Below are 20,872 nucleotides of genomic sequence, written 5' to 3'. Positions count from 1 at the left end.
CCCATCCTGTCACGGCCGGCGACTGAAATGCCAGAGGACCGCATGCATCCGAAACGAGCAACGGACAGGAGGCGCGGTGCCAGCTGGCACCGCGCCTCCTGTCTGTCTGCAGCCCGTCCTAGAACTCGCGGTTCAGCGCCCAGGCGGCGCCCCGATAGCTGTTCGGTCCCCACACCCCGTCGATGGGACCGCTGTAGCGGTCGTGGGCGGCCGCCCACCGCTGCAGCGCTGCGATGGTCAGGGGGTGCTCAGTTCCGTAGAAGTTCCCCGACTGGTAGTACCCGCCGACCGCGAGGCGCTTCGCGACGAAGAACCAAGCGGGCGACGTCATACGACCATCGATATCACCTGAGTACCCGGCCCTGCTGGCCATGCACTGGAGTCGCTTGTAGAAGATCGGCCCCGGGACGCCGTCCGACTCGGTCGTGGTCGTCGGCACCGAACTGCAGGCGGAGCTGATCCGCGTCGTCGCGGCCTCAGCCGGAGCCGTCTGGGCGACCGTGCCGGCAGTGGTCAGGGTCACGATGAGTCCACCGACCAGGGCGAGGACGAGTTTGTTGTGGTGCATGGGAGCCTCCTTTGTCGACTTCCAACATGTCAGATGTTGAATCCGAGTGGACGCTCTTGGCAACTGTTGCCATTCTGCGCATGCAGAAGGCCGGGCCCCCTCGGGACCCGGCCTTCTGCTTCGTGCGTCAGGCGATGCGCTTGAACGCCTTGTCGACGTAGCGGTCGACCGTGGCGCGCGCTTCACGTGCGTAGCGGTCGATGGTCGCCGTCTGCTCCGCGTCCGGCGCGTACGCCCGGCCCAGCCGTGCGGTGGCCGCGGCGAGGACGCCGTCGGTCAGCTGCGGGTTGAGCGGCAGGATCGGGCCCTGCGTGTGCGTGCCGAACGACGTCCCGACGATCGCACCCTCGACCGGGGCTCCCGCCTGGTTGCCACCACCGGACACGACGTCGGCGAACGGGCTGACCCCGGGCGCGAGCTCGATCGTGGTGGCGTGGTCCTCGAACCCGGCGAGACGCTTCGGTGCTCCGGGGAGCAGCGGGTACCGGGTCTCGAGCACGAAGTAGTTCACCCGACGCTCGGCGCCGCGGACGGCACGGGCGTCGAACACCCCGAACCCCGCGACCGGAGCACCCTCGGTCGGCACGACCTCGTTCGTCGCGAGGTCGAAACCACCGCCGACGGCGACGACCGGCACACCGTCGTTCGCGAACGCCCGGAGCGCGCCGCCGATGCGCGTGACGTCGTCAGCCAGGGACCGCATCGCGCTGAGCGGACCGTTGCCGATCACGACGACGTCGGCCGCGGTGGGCAGCTCGTCACCCGGCGCGTACTCGAGGACCTGTGTGTCGATGTCCGCGGCGGCCGCACGGCGCACGAGGGCCGCGACGTTGCCGCGGTCGCCCGAGACGCCCATCTGCCGGGGGTAGACGTGCAGGATGGTCAGCCGGTCGGCCGTCATGCGGTCTTCTCCATGTCCGGGTGGCCGAGGGCCTTGCGGGCGATCATCATGATCTCGTAGTTGACGATGAAGTTCTTCGTCCCGCGCGTCGTCGAGCCGAGCTGCTCCATGTGCTTGATGGCTGCCTCGACGTCGGGTTCGACCCGACCGATGCGGACACCGGCGTGCTCGAGCGCGATCGCGATCTGCCAGGCCTTGTCACCGGAGACGACGTCCACGTGGTCGAGCTTCGAGAAGTCGATGTCGTAGATCCACGAGATGTCCGGCGTGCCCTCGTCGATCGCCATGAGGACCTGCTCGGGCTGGTCCGGCAGGGCGTCGAGGTTGAGCTGCAGGCTCGCGGCGTTCTTGAACATCGTGAACTCGGCGGACTCACCCGCGATGGGCAGTCGCTCGCCACGGCCGTACGCCGGCTTCATCGTGCCGAACGCCTTCGTCACGGCCTCGGCGCGGAACTGCGCTCCGAGGGCCGCACTCGCCGTCGCGGTGGCCGCAGCCGCGTCGACCGCGTAGTGCAGGCCGCGGGCGGGCAGACGGACCGGGATCTCGGTGCCGTCGAAGCGGATCGTCGCGCCGTCGCCCGTGTGGGCCACGACCTCGGCGTCGACGGTGTGCTGAGCACGGTCACCGGCGTCGAACGAGTCGGCGTTCTGCAGGCCGTTCGGTGCCGCCGCGATGACCTCGTCGCTCGCGCCGAACCGCAGGACGCGCTGCCCGGGGGTGCCGGTGTAGCCGTCGAGGAACTGGTCGTCGTGGTTCGTGATGACGTTCGCCGTCGACAGTGCGGCGGTGTCGAGCATCATCGTGGCCACGCGCTCGGTCTCGAAGAACCGGTACAGCTGGTCGACCTGCACGTTGAGCATCGTCACCGTCGAGGGCGACAGGATGCCGGCGAGCTCGACCGCGAAGGCCTCGTCGACCTCGAGGATGCCGATGTCCGCCTTGAGGCGACCGGTCAGCGAGACCTCGGACAGCAGTGCCGACGCGATGCCCTGCGGGAGGTTCGCGCCGGACGGGTTCGTGAAGACACGGAGCCCGTGGGCACGCACGATGTCGGAGATCATGTGCGTCGTCGTCGACTTGCCGTTCGAGCCGAGCACGAAGACGACGCCGTTCGGGAACTGCTTCGTCACGTGCTGCAGGAAGTCCGGCACGAGCTTCAGGACGATGAACCCCGGGTACGCGGACCCGCCGCCCCGCGCACGGGCGAGGGCGCGGAGGATCCGCCCGATCAGGATCGGGATGAAGAAGCGCACCGGCTTACTCGAGGTAGTCGCGCAGCGACTGCGACCGCGACGGGTGGCGGAGCTTCGCCATCGTCTTCGACTCGATCTGACGGATGCGCTCACGCGTCACGCCGAACGTGTCACCGATCTGGTCGAGGGTCTTCGGCTGGCCGTCACCGAGGCCGAAGCGCATGCGGATGACGCCCGCCTCGCGCTCGGACAGGGAGTCGAGCAGGCTCTCGAGCTGCTTCTGCAGCATCGTGAAGCCCACCGCGTCGGCCGGCACGACCGCCTCGGTGTCCTCGATGAGGTCACCGAACTCCGAGTCGCCGTCCTCGCCCAGGGGCGTGTGCAGCGAGATCGGCTCGCGGCCGTACTTCTGCACCTCGACGACCTTCTCCGGGGTCATGTCGAGCTCGCGGGCGAGCTCTTCCGGAGTGGGCTCGCGACCGAGGTCCTGCAGCATCTGGCGCTGGACACGGGCGAGCTTGTTGATGACCTCGACCATGTGCACCGGGATGCGGATGGTGCGGGCCTGGTCGGCCATGGCGCGGGTGATGGCCTGGCGGATCCACCAGGTCGCGTAGGTCGAGAACTTGAAGCCCTTGGTGTAGTCGAACTTCTCGACCGCACGGATCAGGCCCAGGTTGCCCTCCTGGATGAGGTCCAGGAACTGCATGCCGCGACCGGTGTACCGCTTCGCGAGCGAGACGACCAGGCGGAGGTTCGCGCCGAGCAGGTGCGACTTCGCACGCTGTCCGTCACGGGCGACCCAGCGCAGTTCACGCTCGGCGGGCTTGGAGAGCCCCGTCGCGTGCTGCAGCTTGTCCTCGGCGAACAGGCCGGCCTCGATGCGCATCGCGAGCTCGACCTCCTGCTCGGCGTTGAGCAGGGCGACCTTGCCGATCTGCTTGAGGTAGTCCTTCACCGGGTCGGCGGTGGCGCCCGTGATGGTCGTCGAGTAGACCGGCGCCTCGTCGTCGTCGGTCTGCGAGATGACGAGCGCACCGGCGGCGACCGCGGCAGCGGCGTCCGGCTTGGCCGTCTTGTCGTCGGTGTCGTCGGCCTCGTCGGTCGGCTCCTCGACGGGCTCGTCGGAGGCGATCGCCTCGTCGACGGCGTCGGTCTTCTTCGCCTTGGGCGCCGCCTTCTTGGCGGGCGCCTTCTTGGCGGGGGCCTTCGTGGCGCGCTTCTTCGGCGCTGCGGTGCCCTCGGTGTCCGTGGCGTCCTCTGCCACAGCGCCCTCGGGCTCGGTGTCCTTCGTGGGATCGATCGTCGTGCTCCGGGCAGCCATGCGATCACCTCTCTCGTCGTGCCACGTTCGTGGGGTCGTGGCCTCCCTCGCCGCCCAGGTCCCGCGCCGCAGTCCCCCGCGTCGTACGAGTCCTACCGTTCAGGGCAGCACTAGGACCCATGTCAAGTCCCCCGAGTTCACCGGCGCACCGAAGTGTTCCGACAGACAGGGGTCCCGAACGGGTCCGTGAACATTATTGCACGTGCCGCTTCCGCAGGCGTGCAACGAGTGCAACCCAGAGTGGCCCGACACGTATTCCCTCTTCCGAGTGCAGCACCCGTCGGGTCCGACGACGGGCGTGCAGGAGCATCCCGACACCGAAACCGACCACCACGTACTGCACGGTGAGGGCGACCCGGAAGTTCTCCCAGGCGAACACCTCGGTGCCCGAAGCCCGCGCAGCGACGTCGAGCACGACGCCGATCAGGTACATCATCACGAAGGCGGCGAGGAACCCGCCGACGTTCACGACACCGTTCGCCGACCCGAGCGAACCGACCGGGTTGAAGGTGCGGGCGAAGTCGAACCCGATGAGCGATCCGGGTCCGCCGATCCCCATCGCGACGACCAGCAGCACGAGCAACCACGTGGGCGGGTGCCCGGGCCAGAGCAGGATCGCCGTCCAGAGCACCGCGAGCAGGACGACCACGCCGAGCACGAGGTTCGACCGACGCATCGGGAACCGTGCGCAGAGCACACCGAGCACCGGGCCGGCGACGAACCCGACGACCACGATGATCGTGAGGAACCCCGCCGCCTCACCCGGGGAGTACCCGAGCCCCCGGAGCATCGGCACGCCCCACAGCAGCGAGAACACCGTGCCCGAGGACTGGGTGACGTAGTGCGACCAGAACCCGAGCTGCGTGCCCGGGCGCCGGAGCGCGTGGCCGAAGGTGCTGAACGCGGCACCCCACGAGTGCGGCAGCGGGATCGTGTCGGTGCGCACCGGGACGGGACCGTTCCGCACGAAGACCACGGCGAGGACGAGACCCACCGCGCTGGCAGCGGCCGCGACCCCGAAGGCCGGCGTCCAGCCGACGGTGTGCAGGAGCACCGCGAACGGGAACGCCGAGAGGATCTGGCCGATCTGCCCGAGGTTGCCCGTCCACTGCGAGATCTGCGGCAGGATCCGACCGCTGAACCACATCGGTACCAGGCGGATCACCGAGATGAAGGTCATCGCGTCACCGGCCCCGACCAGCACCCGCCCCACGATGGCCGGCCCGATCGACGGCGAGACCGCGACGACCGCCTGCCCGACGACCAGCAGCGCGGCGCCGAGGAGCACGAGCCTGCGCGGCCCCACCCGGTCGAGTGCGATCCCCACCGGGATCTGGAGACCGGCGTAGACGGCGATCTGCACCACGGCGAGGGTGGACAGCACGGCGGCGGAGACGGCGAACCGGTCCTGCGCGTCGACACCGGACACCCCGAGCGAGGACCGCTGCACGACGGCGAGGACGTACGCGAGGACCGCGACGCCCCAGATCAGGAAGGCACGACGGGAGTTCACCGGACCAGGCTACCGACGCGTCCCCGCGTCGATACGCGACGACCGTCGCCGACGCGCGTCACGCCGTGAAGGCGACCACGGGTCGGCCTGGGGGCGCGGTGCGGGCCCGCCACGGGCCTCCAGGCCGTCCTGTCGGAACGTCCGGATCCCGCGACCGCTAGTCGGTCGTGTCGCCCTGCGTGCGTCGGTCGGCCAGGAAGCGCTCGAGCTCGGCTGCGATCGCGTCGGCGGTGGGCACCTCGCCGTCGACGCCCGTGAGCGGCGACGCGACGGGGTTTCCCTCCATGTACGTGTCGTGCCGCTCCTCGAGCACGGAGACCAGCCGCTGCAGCTCGGCGTTGCCGGCGACCTGCTCGTCGACGCGGGTGAGGAACTCGCGGCCCGCTTCGCGCAGGGGGTCGGTCGGGAAGATCAGGCCAGTGGCGGCCGCGATGCCGGACAGTGCGGCGACGGCGGCGTCCGGGTACTCGGTGTCCGACAGGTAGTGGGGCACGAGCAGCACGAGCCCGGTGACCTGCTTCCCCGTCTCGCTGAGCCGGTGCTCGACCAGGTGCAGGACGTTCGCCGGGGCCTGGGTCTCGGGCTTCCAGACGCTCATCTGCTCGACGAGGTCGGCCCGGGTGCCGGAGACGGTGAGGCTGATCGGACGGGTGTGCGGGACCGGCATCGGGATGGACTGCACCCACGTGGTGTCGGCGACCTGCAGGTCGGCCGCGAGGCCGGTGACGGCACGGACGAAGCGGTTCCACTGGAAGTCCGGCTCGTAGCCCGACAGGAACAGGAACGGCTGGCCGATCTCGTCGCGGACCAGGTGCAGCGCCAGACGGGGCGGTTCGACGGCACTGATGTGGTCGTGTTCGAAGGTGATGACGGGGCGACGGGCACGCCAGTCGAGCAGCACGTCCGGGTCGAACTCCGCGACGAGCTCGGTGTCGAGGTCCTCGAGGATCGAGTTCGTCACCTGCGCGACGGCCGATCCAGCGTCGGCGAAACCGGTCAGCCCGGCGATCAGGTGCAACCCTGCTGGCACGGTCGGGGCGTCCGCATCGAACGTGTAGAGCTCCTCGGGGTGGTTCACCGTCCCCATGCTAGGCGGGGCGTCCGACGTCCCCGGTGCGCGACGACCACGCCGACAGCGAACAGGCCGTCGGTAGGGTTGGGGCATGGTCCGACCGACGCTCTCCACCACCAGTTCACCCCCCGAGACCACCACCGCCGACGTGCTCGTCGTCGGGGTCCGTCCGGGCTCGTCCGGTGAGGCCGACAGCACCGCTGTGCTCGCCCCCACCGCCCTGGGGACGGTCGACGCCCTCGCCGGACTCGACCTCGCCGCGATCGGGGTGACCGGCGCGAAGGACCAGCTCGTCCGCCTGCCCGCCACCGGCGTCGGCGCCAAGTCCGTCGCGCTGATCGGTCTCGGCTCCGCCACGGGTGCCGCTGCGATCCGTGCGGCCGCCGGCAGCGCGGTGCGCCAGCTCCCCCGGGTCGACTCGATCACGCTCGCCCTGCCCACCGACTCGGCCGAGCTCGTCGACGCCGCCCTCGAGGGCGCGGCGCTCGGCGCGTACGCCTTCACCCGGCACAAGGGCACCGGCACCAAGGCCCCGGCCCGCGGTGACCAGCGCATCGAGGTCGTCGCCCCGGCCGACGTCGCAGCCGACGCCGCCGTGCGCCCCGCGATCGTCGCCGACGCCGCGTCGCTCGTGCGCGACCTGGTGAACACCGCCGCGGGCGACCTCGGGCCGCAGGACGTCGCCGACGTCGCGACCGGGTTCGCCTCGGACCTGCCGCTCACCGTCGAGGTCCTCGACGAGCAGGCGCTCGAGGAGCAGGGGTTCGGCGGCATCCTCGGCGTCGGCCGCGGTTCGGCGCGTCCCCCGCGACTGGTCGTCGTCCGGTACGCGCCGGAGTCCGCCACGAAGCACCTCGCCCTCGTGGGCAAGGGCATCACCTTCGACTCGGGCGGCCTCTCGCTCAAGCCCGCGGCGTCGATGCTCGGCATGAAGACCGACATGACCGGTGCCGCCACGGTGCTCGCCGCGACCGTCGCAGCCGCCCGCCTGGGGCTGAACGTGCGCGTGACCGCGTGGCTCGCCCTCGCCGAGAACATGCCCTCCGGCACCGCGACCCGCCCGGGCGACGTCCTGACGCTGAAGAACGGCACCACGGTCGAGGTCACGAACACCGACGCCGAGGGCCGCCTGGTGCTCGGCGACGGGATGGCCGCCGCGTCGCTCGAGCAGCCCGACGCCCTCGTCGACGTCGCCACGCTGACCGGTGCCCAGGTCGTCGCGCTCGGCGACCGCACCACCGGCCTGATGGGCAGTGACGACCTCGTCGCGAAGGTCCGTGCCGTCGCCGAGGGCGTCGCGGAGCCGATCTGGCCGATGCCGCTGCCCGAGGAGCTCGAGGCCCGGCTGTCCAGCGACGTCGCCGACATCGTCAACGCCACGGTCGGGAACCCGGCTGGCGGCATGCTGCTCGCGGGCAAGTTCCTCGAGCGCTTCGCCGGCGAGGGTGTCCCCTGGGCGCACCTCGACATCGCGGGTCCGTCGGAGAACAAGGGCGGCGGGTACGCCTGGTTGGGCAAGGGTGCGACGGGCGTGATGGTCCGGACGCTCATCGCTCTCGCAGAAGACCTCCAGTCCGAGTAGTAGGTTTGGTACCGGTGGGAACGGCGCACCGACGCGCCTCCCACCGGTACTGCACGGGACGGGACCGGAACCATGCGGTCCGACCGTCGGACGCCGCCACCGCGGTGTCCAGTGGGCCCGATCGGCCCGACACGCACGAGGGAGTTGCACCAGGTGACGGAACAGACTTACGACGTCGTGGTCCTCGGTGGCGGGAGCGGTGGGTACGCCGCAGCGCTCCGGGCCGCCGAACTCGGCATGAGCGTCGCGCTCATCGAAGGCGACAAGCTCGGAGGGACGTGCCTGCACCGCGGCTGCATCCCGACGAAGGCGCTGCTGCACGCCGCGGAGATCGCGGACGGCGCGCGTGACGCCGAGAAGTACGGCGTGCTCGCGGAGTTCGCCGGCGTCGACGTGCCCAAGGTCATCGACTACCAGCAGGGCGTCATCAACTCCAAGTACAAGGGCCTGCAGGGCCTGATCAAGGCTCGCGGCATCACCGTCGTCGAGGGCTGGGGCCGCCTGACCTCGCAGAACACCGTGCAGGTCGGCGACCAGACCGTGACCGGCAAGAACATCGTGCTCGCCACCGGCTCCTACTCGAAGTCCCTGCCGGGGCTCGAGATCGGCGGCCGCGTCATCACCTCCGAGACCGCGCTCCGCATGGACTACGTCCCGAACAAGGTCGTCATCCTGGGCGGCGGCGTCATCGGCGTCGAGTTCGCCAGCGTGTGGAAGTCCTTCGGCGCCGAGGTCACCATCGTCGAGGGCCTGCCGCACCTCGTCCCCGCCGAGGACGAGTCGATGTCGAAGCAGCTCGAGCGTGCGTTCCGCAAGCGCGGCATCGAGTTCTCGCTCGGTGTCCGGTTCCAGGGCGTCGAGCAGCACGAGAACGGCGTCGTCGTCACGCTGGAGGACGGCAAGACCTTCGACGGGGACGTCCTGCTCGTCGCCGTCGGCCGTGGCCCGGTCACGCAGAACGTCGGCTACGACGAGGTCGGCGTGGCGATGGACCGCGGGTTCGTCACCACGAACGAGCGTCTCGCCACGAACATCCCGAACGTCTACGCCGTCGGCGACATCGTCCCCGGTCTGCAGCTCGCCCACCGCGGCTTCCAGCAGGGCATCTTCGTCGCCGAGGAGATCGCCGGCCTCAACCCGGTGGTCATCGAGGACAAGAACATCCCGAAGATCACCTACTCCGACCCCGAGGTCGCGTCGGTCGGACTCTCGCAGGCCAAGGCCGAGGAGCAGTACGGCGCCGACAAGGTGGACTCGTACGAGTACAACCTCGCCGGCAACGGCAAGAGCCACATCATCGGGACCTCCGGCTCCGTCAAGGTCGTGCGCGTCGTGGACGGCCCCGTCGTCGGCGTCAGCATGATCGGTGCCCGCGTCGGCGAGCTCATCGGTGAAGCCCAGCTCGCCGTGAACTGGGAGGCCTACCCGGAGGACATCGCTCCCCTGGTGCACGGTCACCCGACCCAGAACGAAGCCCTCGGCGAAGCCTTCCTGCACCTCGCGGGCAAGCCGCTGCACGCGCTGTGACCGGCACCGGTCCGCGCACTGTGACCATGACAACACCAACCACTGCAATCCCCCGCGAAGAGGAGTCCACCCGATGAGCGAATCCGTCAACCTCCCGGCGCTCGGCGAGAGCGTCACCGAGGGCACGGTGACCCGATGGCTGAAGAACGTCGGTGACCGGGTCGAGGTCGACGAGCCGCTGCTCGAGGTCTCGACCGACAAGGTCGACACCGAGATCCCGTCGCCGATCGCCGGCGTCGTCGAGGAGATCCTGGTGCAAGAGGACGAGACCGTCGAGGTCGGCACCGCCCTCGTGAAGATCGGCGACGGCTCCGGCTCGTCCGACGGTGGTTCGGACTCGTCCGACTCCGACGCGAACGCCGCCGCGGCCGACGCCGAGGAGCCCGAAGCCGCTCCGAGCACGGAGCAGGAGTCCGAGACCCCCGCGCCCGAGCCCACCGAGCCCGAGCCGGCCCCGGCCGGACAGACGCAGCCGGCTGCGCCGCAGGCTCCGTCCGCTCCGCCCGCCGCGGCACCGGTCCCGGCCGCCGCGCCGGTCCCGCCGCCCGCCGCCGCTCCCCCGGCAGCCGTCCCGGCCCAGGCCGCTCCGGCAGCTGCACCGGCTCCGGCGTCCGCGCCGAACGCCACGGCCGCCGCCGCGGTCCCGAACCCCACGCAGGACGGCGCAGCCTCCGGCTACGTCACCCCGCTGGTGCGCAAGCTCGCCAACGAGCAGGGTGTCGACCTCTCGACCGTCACGGGTTCCGGTGTCGGGGGGCGCATCCGCAAGGAGGACGTCCTCGCCGCCGCCGCGAAGGCTCCGGCCGCCTCGGCCGCAGCAGCACCTGCCGCCGCGTCCGGCCCGTTCGTCGCCGAGGTCTCGCCGCTGCGCGGAACCCGCGAGAAGATGACCCGCCTGCGCAAGGTGGTCGCCGAGCGTGCCGTGCAGTCGATGACCTCGACCGCACAGCTCACGAGCGTCGTCGAGGTCGACGTCACGAAGGTGGCGCAGTTCCGCGACGCGCACAAGGCGGAGTTCCTCGAGAAGACCGGCTCGAAGCTCTCCTTCATGCCGTTCTTCGCCCTCGCGGCGTCCGAGGCGCTGAAGGCCCACCCGAAGATCAACTCCACGGTCGAGGGCGACGAGATCGTCTACCCGGAGACCGAGAACGTCTCCATCGCGGTGGACACCGAGCGTGGCCTGCTGACCCCGGTCATCAAGGACGCGGCCTCGCTGGACCTGGCGCAGTTCTCGAAGTCCATCGCGGACCTCGCCGAGCGCACCCGGAACAACCAGCTCAAGCCCGACGAGCTCGCCGGCGGCACGTTCACGCTGACCAACACCGGTTCGCGCGGCGCGCTGTTCGACACCCCCGTGGTGTTCCTGCCGCAGTCGGCGATCCTCGGCACCGGCATCGTCACGAAGCGTCCGGCGGTCGTGAAGGTCGACGGCCAGGAGGCCATCGCCATCCGCTCGTTCGTCTACCTGGCGCTGTCGTACGACCACCGGATCATCGACGGGGCGGACGCCTCGCGGTACCTCGTCGCGGTGAAGAACCGCCTCGAAGAGGGCAACTTCGCCCCGAACCTCGGGTACTGATCCCAGCAGCACGGCCGACGGCCCCGGTTCCCCTCGTGGGGGCCGGGGCCGTCCCCGTTGCCGGGCGTTCGACGTCAACCGCGGCTGAGCAGGGTGAGGGCGGCGACCACCGAGCCGACGGCGACGACGAGCCCCACGAGCACCCGGCGGAGCGGGAGTGTCCGGTCGGCTCCGAGCGGGACGCCGTGTTCGACGACGTCGCGGAGGCGCTCGAGCAGTCCGTCCTGCCCGTTCGGTGTCGGCGGCTCGGCGAACACGAGGTCGCTCGGCACCGGGGTCCACCGGAACGGGCGGGGCGGGGCACTCGCACGGACGACGTCGAGTGCCGCTCTGGCGCTCGGACCGTCGCCGTCGAGGGCGTCCTGCAGCGCCTCGAGCACCTGGACCTGGGTGGGCTCGGCCGAGTCGACGCGGTCCCACACCGTCCGGGCCGCCAGCACGAGGGTCCGGGTCGCGTCCGCCGGGTGGGTGATGCGCGTCAGGGTCGTCGGGGTCGTCGGGGTCGTCGCGTTGTTCGGGCGGTCGCAGAGGACGACGGCGCCGGAGTCGTCCACCAGCACGTCGTCGATGCCGGCGGTACCGAGCAGGACGGCGCCGTCGTGCGCCGCCACGAGGAGCTCGAGGAGCGGTACCGCGAGGGTCACCGCGACGCCGGTGGTGGGGGTGCCCAGTCGCTCGAGGGCCGCCACGAGTGGTGTGCCGGTCGGCCGGTCGAGGTCGACCACGAGATGCCCCGTCGGGGTCCGACCGACGGCGGCCACCGGGACGAGGTGTCGTTCGACGGCCGCGGAGCGGTCGGCGACCCACGTGAGCACATCGGTCTCGTCGCCGGTGGCGATCCAGCGGTCGGGGTGGTGGTCGGTGCTCGTCTCCATGGTGACCAGGGTGGCGGAGGCGGGGCGGGCCTCCAGGCTGTCCTGCAGCACCTGTGGACAAGACGTGTTCGCGCACAGCCGGACGCGCGACGGTCTCCCCCGGCGCACGGAGGCCGTATCCTGTTCGCATGGCACGCAGCTCTTCCACAGACAAGAAGGCGAAGGAGCCGGGGCGTCTCAAGCAGATGTTCCAGGTCTTCCAGATGACCCGAAAGGCCGACCCGTCGTCGGTCTGGTGGTTCGCCCTCGCCTTCGTCGGCCCGGTCGTCCTCGGTGTCCTGCTGGCCCTGCTCCTGCCGGGGCAGAACTGGCTCGCGATCATCCTGTGGATCGTCGCCGGTGTGCTGCTCGGTGTGCTGCTCTTCCTGATCGTGCTGGGGCGTCTCGCCGAACGGGCCGCGTACTCGCAGATCGAAGGGCAGCCGGGTGCCGTCGGCGCTGTGCTGTCGAACTCCCTCCGTCGCCAGTGGCGCTCGAGCGAGATGCCCGTCGCGGTCCACGGCCGGTCGCAGGCGGCGGTCTACCGCGCAGTCGGCCGTCCCGGTGTCGTCCTGATCACCGAGGGCCAGCGTGGCAACCTGAACCGCCAGGTCGACGAGGAGCGCCGCAAGGTCCAGCGCATCGTCCCGAACGTCGCCGTGCACGTGCTGCACGTGGGTGACGGCACGGGTGACAGCCTCACGCTGCACAAGCTCCCCCGCGCGATGAACAAGCTGAAGAAGTCGCTCAACCGCAACGAGGTCCTGGCCGTCGCGAACCGCCTCGACTCCCTGACGCAGAGCCCCGCCGCAGCGATCCCGAAGGGCATGGACCCGATGCGCGCCCGTGCCGGACGGCCGCGCTGACCCAAGCTCCACATGCACGAGAACGCCCCCGACCAGATGGTCGGGGGCGTTCTCGTGTGTGGGTGAGGTGACGGCGGGGCGTCGATGTTCGCGACGCCCGCACCGTGCGACCTTCGCTGAACCGTGCGAGGTTCCCAGTTCGGTGCGGGACTCCGACCGCGCACGGGGCGGGCAAGCTCGGATCCGATGAGCAACCTCGCACGGTGCGAGGGCGAGCAGCGGAGGCCCTGCATGGTGCGAGGTTGCGTACTCGGTGCGAGGGGACGGAGCGCGCACGGAGTACGCAACCTCGCACCAGACGACCAACCTCGCACCGTGCGGATGCGGATGGCCCGCGCGCCGCACCCGCGGCCGACGCGATCAGCGCCGGACGAGCACCGTCCCGGCGATCCGATCGTGCGCGCCCCGGCTGTCGCGGTCGATGATGAGCGCCGGCACGACCAGGCAGAGCAGCACCGTACGGACGATCGCCCGCCACACCCCGACGTAGCCGCCGCGCATCGGGACGACCCGCAGCCCGACGCAGATGTGCCCGAACGACCCGGACAGCAGGCAGATGAACACGATCTGCAGCACGGCGAAGATGGCGAGCTGGATCCAGGTGTGGGCGATGTCACCCGAGCCGTTCATCGGCGACCACACGCCGGTGACGTACGCGACGAGGTCGGCCAGGAGCCCGTCGATCAGCAGTGCGACGACCCGCCGACCGATGCGACCGACGCTCCGCGGCCCCTCTTCCGGCAGTCCGAGGTCCTTGCCCGGCCACCCGTCCGGGTGTTCGGAGGACGCGGACGGACTGGGGGTGCTGCGGGCCATGGTCCCAGCGTAGGCGACGGCCCGGGCGTAACACGCCTGAAACAATCCAGTCATGTCCGGGAAACCCCGTGTCAATAGCCTCGTCGGAGGTGCCTTGACCGGTGCCTCCGACATCACCCAACCCATTGGAGATCGGCCCCATGTTCAGCGATTCCTCCGAGGTCCTGGCCTTCATCAAGGACACCGACGTCAAGTTCCTCGACATCCGCTTCACGGACCTGCCCGGTGTGCAGCAGCACTTCAACATCCCGGCATCCACCGTCGACGAGGACTTCTTCTCGGTCGGCCAGCTGTTCGACGGCTCCTCCATCCGCGGCTTCGCGTCGATCCACGAGTCCGACATGCAGCTGATCCCCGATGTCACCACGGCGTACGTCGACCAGTTCCGCGCCGAGCGCACGCTCATCATGATCTTCGACATCTACAACCCGCGGAACGGCGAGATCTACGGCCGCGACCCGCGCCAGGTGGCGAAGAAGGCCGAGAAGTACCTCGCGTCGACGGGCATCGCGGACACCGCGTTCTTCGCCCCCGAGGCCGAGTTCTACATCTTCGACGACGTCCGCTACTCGGTCACGCAGAACGAGTCCTTCTACGCGGTCGACTCGGAAGAGGGCGCGTGGAACACCGGTCGTGACGAAGAGGGCGGCAACCTCGCCAACAAGACCCCGTACAAGGGCGGCTACTTCCCGGTGTCGCCGGTCGACAAGACCGCCGACCTGCGCGACGACATCACCCTCAAGCTGATCGACGCCGGCTTCGAGCTCGAGCGCTCGCACCACGAGGTGGGCACGGGCGGCCAGCAGGAGATCAACTACAAGTTCGACACGATGGTCCACGCCGCGGACGACATCCTGAAGTTCAAGTACATCGTCAAGAACACCGCTGACCAGTGGGGCAAGGTCGCCACGTTCATGCCGAAGCCCCTGTTCGGCGACAACGGCTCGGGCATGCACACCCACCAGTCGCTCTGGTCGGACGGCAAGCCGCTCTTCTACGACGAGAACGGCTACGGCGGACTGTCGGACCTCGCCCGCTGGTACATCGGTGGCATCCTCAAGCACGCCCCGGCGCTGCTCGCCTTCACCAACCCCTCGATCAACTCGTACCACCGCCTGGTCAAGGGCTTCGAGGCCCCGGTCAACCTGGTCTACTCGGCCGGCAACCGCTCGGCGGCGATCCGCATCCCGATCACCGGCACGAACCCGAAGGCCAAGCGCATCGAGTTCCGTGCGCCCGACGCCTCCGGCAACCCGTACCTCGCCTTCGCCGCGCAGCTGATGGCGGGCCTCGACGGCATCCAGAACCGCATCGAGCCGCACGAGCCGGTCGACAAGGACCTCTACGAGCTCCCCCCGGAGGAAGCGAAGGGCATCCCCCAGGTCCCCGGCTCCCTCGACGAGGCACTCGACGCACTCGAGGCGGACCACGAGTTCCTCACGAAGGGCAACGTCTTCACCGAGGACCTCATCCAGACCTGGATCGACTACAAGCGTGAGAACGAGATCCTCCCGCTGGCCCAGCGCCCGCACCCGTTCGAGTACGAGCTGTACTTCGGCGTCTGAGTTCTCTGCCAGCACGAAGGGCCCCGCACCGTCAGGTGCGGGGCCCTTCGCCGTGCCGGCCACGTTTCGGGGTGGGCGACACCTCACGGGCTGCGCCGCCCGTGAGGTGTCGCCCAGCGCGTGCCGACGCGGCCACCGTGAGCGCGGGGCGCGGAGGCGACCGCCTGGAGGCCCGGTGCCGGTCCGGCGGCCGGGTGCCGGGCCTCCAGGCGGTCGCGACGCACGTTCCTTCCCATCGCACGTGGACTGGAAAGCGGAATCGGGCGTACCTGGTCAGAACTCCCGACCAGGTACGCCCGAATCGACCAGGTACGCCCGAAACGACCAGGTACGCCCGAACCGACCAGGTACGCCCGAAACGACCACGGACCCCGGGCACACGGGAACGGGGCCCGCGCCGCCCGGCACGGACCCCGTCTCGCGAACGGTGACTAGCGGCTCGTGGCCAACGCGTCGTTCGTCCCCGCTGCGACGCTCACGGGTGCACCCGTGACCGGCGTGGGACGTCCCAGGGAACGGACGGTCCACCCCGCTTTCACCCAGTCGGAGACCGGGAGGCAGTTGCGCGCGTCGATCACGACGCGGCGACCGACGAGGTCACCGAGGGCGACCGGGTCGGCGGTGATGATGTCGTCCCACTCGGTGAGCACGAGGACGACGTCGGCGCCCTCGATCGCGTCCGTCATCGAGGCGGCGTAGCTCAGGGTGGGGAACGAGCGCTTGGCCGGCTCCATCGCCTCGGGGTCCCAGAGCGTCACCTGGGCGCCGCGGAGGTGCAGCGCGGCGGCGACGTTGAGCGCCGGGGAGTCCCGGACGTCGTCGGTGAGGGGCTTGAACGCGGCGCCGATGACGGCCACGCGACGGTTGAGCACCGATCCCCCGGCGGAGTCGATCGCCATGTCGATGACCCGCTGGCGCTGGCCCATGTTGATCTCGTCGACCTGCTGCATGAGGCCGACGACCTGGCCAGCGCCGATCTCGTTGGCGCGGTACATGAGGGCCCGGATGTCCTTCGGCAGGCAGCCGCCACCGAACCCGAGACCGGCGTTCAGGAACTTCCGGCCGATGCGGGCGTCGTGCCCGAGGGCGTCGGCGAGCGTCGTCACGTCGGCCCCGGTGATCGCGCACATCTCGGAGATCGCGTTGATGAACGAGATCTTCGTGGCGAGGAACGCGTTGGCACTCACCTTGACGAGTTCGGCGGTGGCGAGGTCGGTCGTGATCACCGGCGTGCCCTCGCTGATGGGTGCCGCGTAGACCTCGCGGATCACGGCGTCGGCGGCCTCGGAGGCACCGCCCCAGACCAGGCGGTCCGGGTGCAGGGTGTCCTCGACGGCCTTGCCCTCACGCAGGAACTCGGGGTTCCAGATGAGCTCGGCGTCGATGCCGGCGGGCGTGAACTCGCGGACGATGCCGCGGAGCCGCGCTGCCGTGCCGACCGGGACCGTCGACTTGCCGACGATCAGGCCCGGGTGGGTGAGGTTCTCGGCCACGCCCCGGGTGGCGCTCTCGACGTACGCCAGGTTCGCGGCGTGCGAGCCGGCCTTCTGCGGGGTGCCGACGCAGACGAAGTGGACGTCCGCTGCGGCGACCGCGGAGGCGATGTCCGCCGTGAAGCGGAGCTTGCCGCTCGCGACGTGCTTCGTGATGAGCTCGGGCAGCCCGGGCTCGAAGAACGGGACCTCGCCGGCGGACAGTGCGGCGAGCTTCGACGGGTCGATGTCGACACCGATGGTCTCGAAGCCCATCTCGGCCATGGCGGCCGCGTGGGTGGCACCGAGGTAGCCGGTGCCGATGACGCTGATGACGGGAGCGGGACGGGTGTCTGCCTGGTCGGGCGACTTCTTGGACGCGGTCATTGCTTGACCTCCTGCAGGTCGTAGTCGATGTCGTTGCGCTTGATGCCCTGGGCGAATGCCTGCAGGGAGTCGGCGCGGGAGTTGAGTCGCCAGTCGTTCGTGGTGCGCTTGCCGTCGACGATGGTCGTCGCCGTCTCGCTGAAGTACGCGAACCCGACGATGTCCCTGTTGGCGGGGTCCGCCAGGGCGTCGAAGAGCGAGTTGATCCACTGCGTCTTCTGCGGGTTGGCGACACTGGTGCCGGTCTCGGTCGCCCCGATCTCGTTGAGCATGATGCCCTTGCCCGGCGCGATCTGCCGGAGCTGCGCGAGCGTCGAACCGAACGTCGTGGCGAAGGTCGGCTGCTCGGTGGCGTCGCGGTAGTAGCCACTCATGCCGACCCAGTCGACGTAGTCCGCGCCCGGGTAGTACTGCCGCATGTAGTCGAGCGTCTGGTACTTCGGGTTGCCGAGCTTGTCGATGCGACTCGGGGACCAGTCCCAGATGACGTACTGGTTCGCACCGTTCGCCTGGAAGACGTCGTGCACGTGCTGCCACATCTTCACGTAGGAGCCGGCGGGGTTCTTCTGGGCCTCACCCTCGGACCAGTTGTACCAGGAGCCGTTCATCTCGTGGTCGAGCCGGATGACCATCGGCTGCCCGTTGGCCTTGAGCGCCTTGGCGTACTTGGTCAGGTAGGCGTCGAACGACCCGCCGGAGATGTCCTCGTTGGTGTACCCGGGGACGTACTTCTGGTCGTTGCCGGTCTGCGCCGGCACCGTCTCCCACGTCATGAGCGGGACGCGACCGTTGGCCCAGGAGCGCTGCACCGCGGCGGCGTTGAACTCCTGGTCGAAGCCCTGGAAGAACCCGGTCATGTTCGACGCGGTGCCGACCTGCCGGGAGACCTCGTCGTACTCGGCCCAGTTGAACGGGGACTGCTCGGTGTACAGCCCGTACCAGCGCGACTGCTGCCCGAGGATCTCGGCCTTCGTCGGCGTCACGACCGGGGTCGCACCCGGGTCGGTGGAGGGGCCGGGGTTCGGCTTCGACCCGGAGCCGGACCCGTTGCCCGAGCCGTTGCCCGAACCCGAGCCGCTGCCGGACCCGTTGTCCGACGAACCGGATCCGTTCCCGGAACCGGCACCGGCACCGCCGGAGCCCGAGCCGCCGTCACCGGAGCCCGATGCGTTGACGCTGGACGAGCCTCCCGAGCTCTTCGCGGCACCGAGCTGGGACTGGAGCGACGCGATCTGCGCCTTGAGCTCCGTGATCTGGTCGCCACGCGACCCGGCCTGGGCCGTGCGGGAGTCGAGCTTGCCCTCGAGCGCCCAGATGCGCTCCTGGGCGGCGTCGAGCTGCGTCTGCAACTGGGCAGCCGAGACCTTCTTGGCCTTCGGCGCCTCGACGCCGAGCGCGTGGTGCACGGCGGTGGAGACGGGGCCGGTCGGCGAGATCCAGACCGACCAGGTGATGAGCCCGAGGGCCAGCACGATGGCCGTCGTGCCGATGGCCGTCCGGCGGGCGTGCTTGCTGGACTGGGCCCACCACGCACTCGAGGAACGGATGATGTCAGACAATGAGGAACGCCTCCAGGGCGAAGATCGCGATGCCGATCACGTACGGGATCGCTGCGTACGGGTTGTAGCGACGGGCTCGGGCGGGGGCCGGCGCGGCTGCTCGCTGGGCCTCCTGCTGGGCGACCGCGGCTGCGGCCTCGCGGCGGGTGGCGAGCACGGTCGTGGTGGAGTTGGTCGCCGCGTCGGCACCGAAGAGCTCGTCGAACGCTCGGTCCACGGCCACCTGGTCGACGGTGTCGATCGGGGCCGCCGACGCCGACCCGGTCGCCCGGGCCCGTTCCGCGTCGATCGGGCTGACCGGGATCTGCGCGGTCGAGGACAGCGGCTGGGCGGCGTCCGCGGGGTCCTCCTGCATCGGCCCACCGGCGTAGGCACCGGCTCGGGTCCCCCAACCGGACGCGTGCGCCAGGCGGAAGAAGCCGATGAGCCGGATCGGCATCAGGAAGAACGTCGACACGATGATGAACATCGGCAGGCGGAAGAAGTCACTCGGCTTCTCGGAGAGGTGCCGCATCTGGCGGATCGCCATGCTCAGCACGCTCGAGATCACCATGAGCGCCGCGACGTAGACGAAGCCGGTCGAGAAGCCGTACTGGGACAGGATGCCCTGGTAGAGGTTCTCGCCCTGACCCGTGAAGGCCCGGTAGATCCAGCCGGCGATCACGCCGAAGAGCATGAACGGCAGGATGATGTCGGTGACGAAGAACACCGCCAGGATCGGGGCGTGGCCGAGCATCCACGGCAGCATCCGCAGCGTGTTGTACTGCGAGCCGCGGGCCCAGCGGAGCTGCTGCTTGAACAGCTTCTTCACCTGCAGCGGGGCGTCCGTGTAGACCAGCGACGTGTACTGGTAGACCGTCCGGTACCCCTCCTTGAGCGTGAGGTTCGTCAGGGTGCGGTCGTCGGAGACCTCGAGGAAGACGCCCATGAACTTCTCGTGCATGAACCGGTCCATCACCCGCATGAGGATGCTCCGACGGAACGCGATGGTGCGCCCGGGCAGGCAGCCGATCTGCCCGAGGACGCTCTGCGCCGGCATCGAGTACAGCGCCCGCGAGTTCTCGAGCCAGTCGGCCCAGCGGGTGATCCAGCTGCGCTCCGGCTCGAGGATGCGCTGCCGGGTGGTCACGCCACCGACGGACTCGTCGGCGAACGGCCTGAGGAGCTCCTCGAGCGCGCCGGGGGTCCAGACGGTGTCGGAGTCGACGAGCACGGTGATGTCGCCGTTCGACATCTCGGTGCCGACCTTGACGGCGTTGCGCTTGCCCGGGATGGGCGTGTGGGTCCAGCGGACGAGCGGGGCGAACTCGTCGCAGACCTCCTCCAGCGCCTCGTTGCGGGCGCCGTTGATGACGACGATGATCTCGCCTGGTCGCTGCTCGACCATGCGGCCGATGACGTCGCGGAACAGGTCGAGCGGTTCGTCCACGACCGGGACGACGACGCTGGTGGTACCGACGAAGGTGCCGGTGAAGGGGCGGTAGCGGGCGGAGATGACGACCTTGAGCAACCAGAGCAACCAGATCACCGCGGAGTACACGGCGAACAGGTAGAACTCGGGGTGCCCTTCGACCATCTGCCTGATCTGCAGAATGAAGGTGAACACTGATCCCTGCTTCAACGTTCGAGGTGGAGATTCCGCTTCATCGGGGAATCAGGGCCGGTTCGGGTGATGCAATTGATGCAGAACCTGGACGACCGCGCAACGCGACCCCCGTCCGGGGGCGTTACGGGCGCGTTACGGGGTACACACTGGTCCCCCTCTCGGCGGGTCAGAGTGGTCCCCCGTCGTGCTGACAGCACTCCTGCGGACCGATCATGCGTCGGTGGCGGCCCGGATGGGCGACAGGTGCGGTGTGGAGGCGCGGGTTCCCTCAGCCGGAAAGCCCCGGTCAGCGGGTGGTCACCGGGTAGTTCGGGGGGCACCGGAAAAGGTCCCCTGGCGGTCCGGTGGGAGTCCGGTCACGGTGCGGTAACAGCATGGAGGCCGCTTCGAACAGGGGTACGAACGACGTCACATCGGGGGACGCGGCGCGACGCGCAGAATTCACCTTCGATGGCTGCTCATCTCGGGCCGCTCGGAGGACGCCC

16 protein-coding genes are annotated in these 20,872 nt (G+C 69.8%); 5 read left to right on the top strand and 11 right to left on the bottom strand.

Features of this window, described 5'->3' with window-relative positions; translation table 11 throughout:
* Positions 1-118: 118 nt before the first annotated feature.
* The 6 genes from KK087_RS05915 to KK087_RS05890 all read right to left on the bottom strand — a co-directional run bounded on the left by KK087_RS05915 (position 119) and on the right by KK087_RS05890 (position 6,589).
* Positions 119-568, bottom strand: a complete 450-nt coding sequence (locus tag KK087_RS05915) for a hypothetical protein (protein ID WP_214564519.1) — start codon at positions 566-568, stop codon at positions 119-121.
* Positions 569-695: 127 nt separating this feature from the next.
* The gene (locus tag KK087_RS05910; RefSeq protein WP_214564518.1) at positions 696-1,469 is read right to left on the bottom strand and encodes a type 1 glutamine amidotransferase; all 774 of its coding nucleotides are present in this window, start codon (positions 1,467-1,469) and stop codon (positions 696-698) included.
* A complete protein-coding gene (locus KK087_RS05905; RefSeq protein ID WP_214564517.1) occupies positions 1,466-2,725 on the bottom strand; it encodes a MurT ligase domain-containing protein in 1,260 nt (419 codons plus the stop codon). Before KK087_RS05905 ends, KK087_RS05910 begins: the two co-directional genes overlap by 4 nt.
* Positions 2,726-2,729: 4 nt before the next feature.
* Positions 2,730-3,989: an RNA polymerase sigma factor gene (locus KK087_RS05900; protein WP_027465462.1), complete on the bottom strand. Its 1,260-nt coding sequence runs from the start codon at positions 3,987-3,989 to the stop codon at positions 2,730-2,732.
* 193 nt (positions 3,990-4,182) lie between these two features.
* The gene (locus tag KK087_RS05895; RefSeq protein WP_214564516.1) at positions 4,183-5,502 is read right to left on the bottom strand and encodes an MFS transporter; all 1,320 of its coding nucleotides are present in this window, start codon (positions 5,500-5,502) and stop codon (positions 4,183-4,185) included.
* Between the two features lie 157 nt (positions 5,503-5,659).
* Entirely contained in the window at positions 5,660-6,589 is a 930-nt protein-coding gene (locus KK087_RS05890) for a proteasome assembly chaperone family protein (protein ID WP_214530473.1), read from the bottom strand.
* A 76-nt stretch (positions 6,590-6,665) separates the two neighbouring features.
* Here KK087_RS05890 and KK087_RS05885 point away from each other — a divergent pair, with 76 nt between their 5' ends.
* The 3 genes from KK087_RS05885 (at position 6,666) to sucB (ending at position 11,262) form a co-directional block, all read left to right on the top strand.
* Positions 6,666-8,156 carry a leucyl aminopeptidase gene (locus KK087_RS05885; RefSeq protein WP_214564515.1) on the top strand — a complete coding sequence of 497 codons (1,491 nt, stop codon included), beginning with the start codon at positions 6,666-6,668 and terminating at the stop codon, positions 8,154-8,156.
* A 153-nt stretch (positions 8,157-8,309) separates the two neighbouring features.
* Positions 8,310-9,683 (top strand): dihydrolipoyl dehydrogenase, encoded by a 1,374-nt coding sequence (gene lpdA / locus KK087_RS05880; RefSeq protein WP_214530471.1) that lies wholly within the window; start codon positions 8,310-8,312, stop codon positions 9,681-9,683.
* A 73-nt stretch (positions 9,684-9,756) separates the two neighbouring features.
* On the top strand, positions 9,757-11,262 hold the full coding sequence (gene sucB, locus KK087_RS05875; RefSeq protein ID WP_214530470.1) for a 2-oxoglutarate dehydrogenase, E2 component, dihydrolipoamide succinyltransferase: 1,506 nt from the start codon (positions 9,757-9,759) through the stop codon (positions 11,260-11,262).
* 74 nt (positions 11,263-11,336) lie between these two features.
* On the opposite strand, the gene KK087_RS05870 is transcribed toward sucB, so the two are convergent.
* Positions 11,337-12,137 (bottom strand): hypothetical protein, encoded by an 801-nt coding sequence (locus KK087_RS05870; RefSeq protein WP_214564514.1) that lies wholly within the window; start codon positions 12,135-12,137, stop codon positions 11,337-11,339.
* 128 nt (positions 12,138-12,265) lie between these two features.
* Here KK087_RS05870 and KK087_RS05865 point away from each other — a divergent pair, with 128 nt between their 5' ends.
* Complete coding sequence (locus KK087_RS05865; protein ID WP_214530468.1) at positions 12,266-12,982, top strand: DUF4191 domain-containing protein; 717 nt, start codon at positions 12,266-12,268, stop codon at positions 12,980-12,982.
* Between the two features lie 360 nt (positions 12,983-13,342).
* Here the strand turns inward: KK087_RS05865 and KK087_RS05860 are convergent, their stop codons facing one another.
* Complete coding sequence (locus KK087_RS05860; RefSeq protein ID WP_214564513.1) at positions 13,343-13,798, bottom strand: RDD family protein; 456 nt, start codon at positions 13,796-13,798, stop codon at positions 13,343-13,345.
* Between the two features lie 140 nt (positions 13,799-13,938).
* On the opposite strand from KK087_RS05860, the gene glnA reads away from it, so the two are divergent.
* Positions 13,939-15,363, top strand: a complete 1,425-nt coding sequence (gene glnA / locus KK087_RS05855; protein ID WP_017886082.1) for a type I glutamate--ammonia ligase — start codon at positions 13,939-13,941, stop codon at positions 15,361-15,363.
* Between the two features lie 431 nt (positions 15,364-15,794).
* Here the strand turns inward: glnA and KK087_RS05850 are convergent, their stop codons facing one another.
* From KK087_RS05850 to KK087_RS05840, 3 genes are read right to left on the bottom strand one after another with little or no spacing between them, the layout of a single operon-like run.
* Positions 15,795-17,222, bottom strand: coding sequence for a UDP-glucose dehydrogenase family protein (locus KK087_RS05850; protein ID WP_214530466.1), 1,428 nt, complete (start codon positions 17,220-17,222; stop codon positions 15,795-15,797).
* Positions 17,219-18,781: a glycoside hydrolase family 26 protein gene (locus KK087_RS05845; protein ID WP_214564512.1), complete on the bottom strand. Its 1,563-nt coding sequence runs from the start codon at positions 18,779-18,781 to the stop codon at positions 17,219-17,221. Before KK087_RS05845 ends, KK087_RS05850 begins: the two co-directional genes overlap by 4 nt.
* Positions 18,774-20,387 (bottom strand): glycosyltransferase family 2 protein, encoded by a 1,614-nt coding sequence (locus KK087_RS05840; protein WP_214530464.1) that lies wholly within the window; start codon positions 20,385-20,387, stop codon positions 18,774-18,776. Before KK087_RS05840 ends, KK087_RS05845 begins: the two co-directional genes overlap by 8 nt.
* Positions 20,388-20,872 lie beyond the last annotated feature (485 nt).

It is taken from the genome of Curtobacterium aurantiacum, assembly GCF_018598555.1.
Lineage (GTDB): Bacteria > Actinomycetota > Actinomycetes > Actinomycetales > Microbacteriaceae > Curtobacterium > Curtobacterium aurantiacum.
Note: the sequence above shows the minus strand (reverse complement) of the source record. Positions and strands in the feature narration are given on the sequence as shown.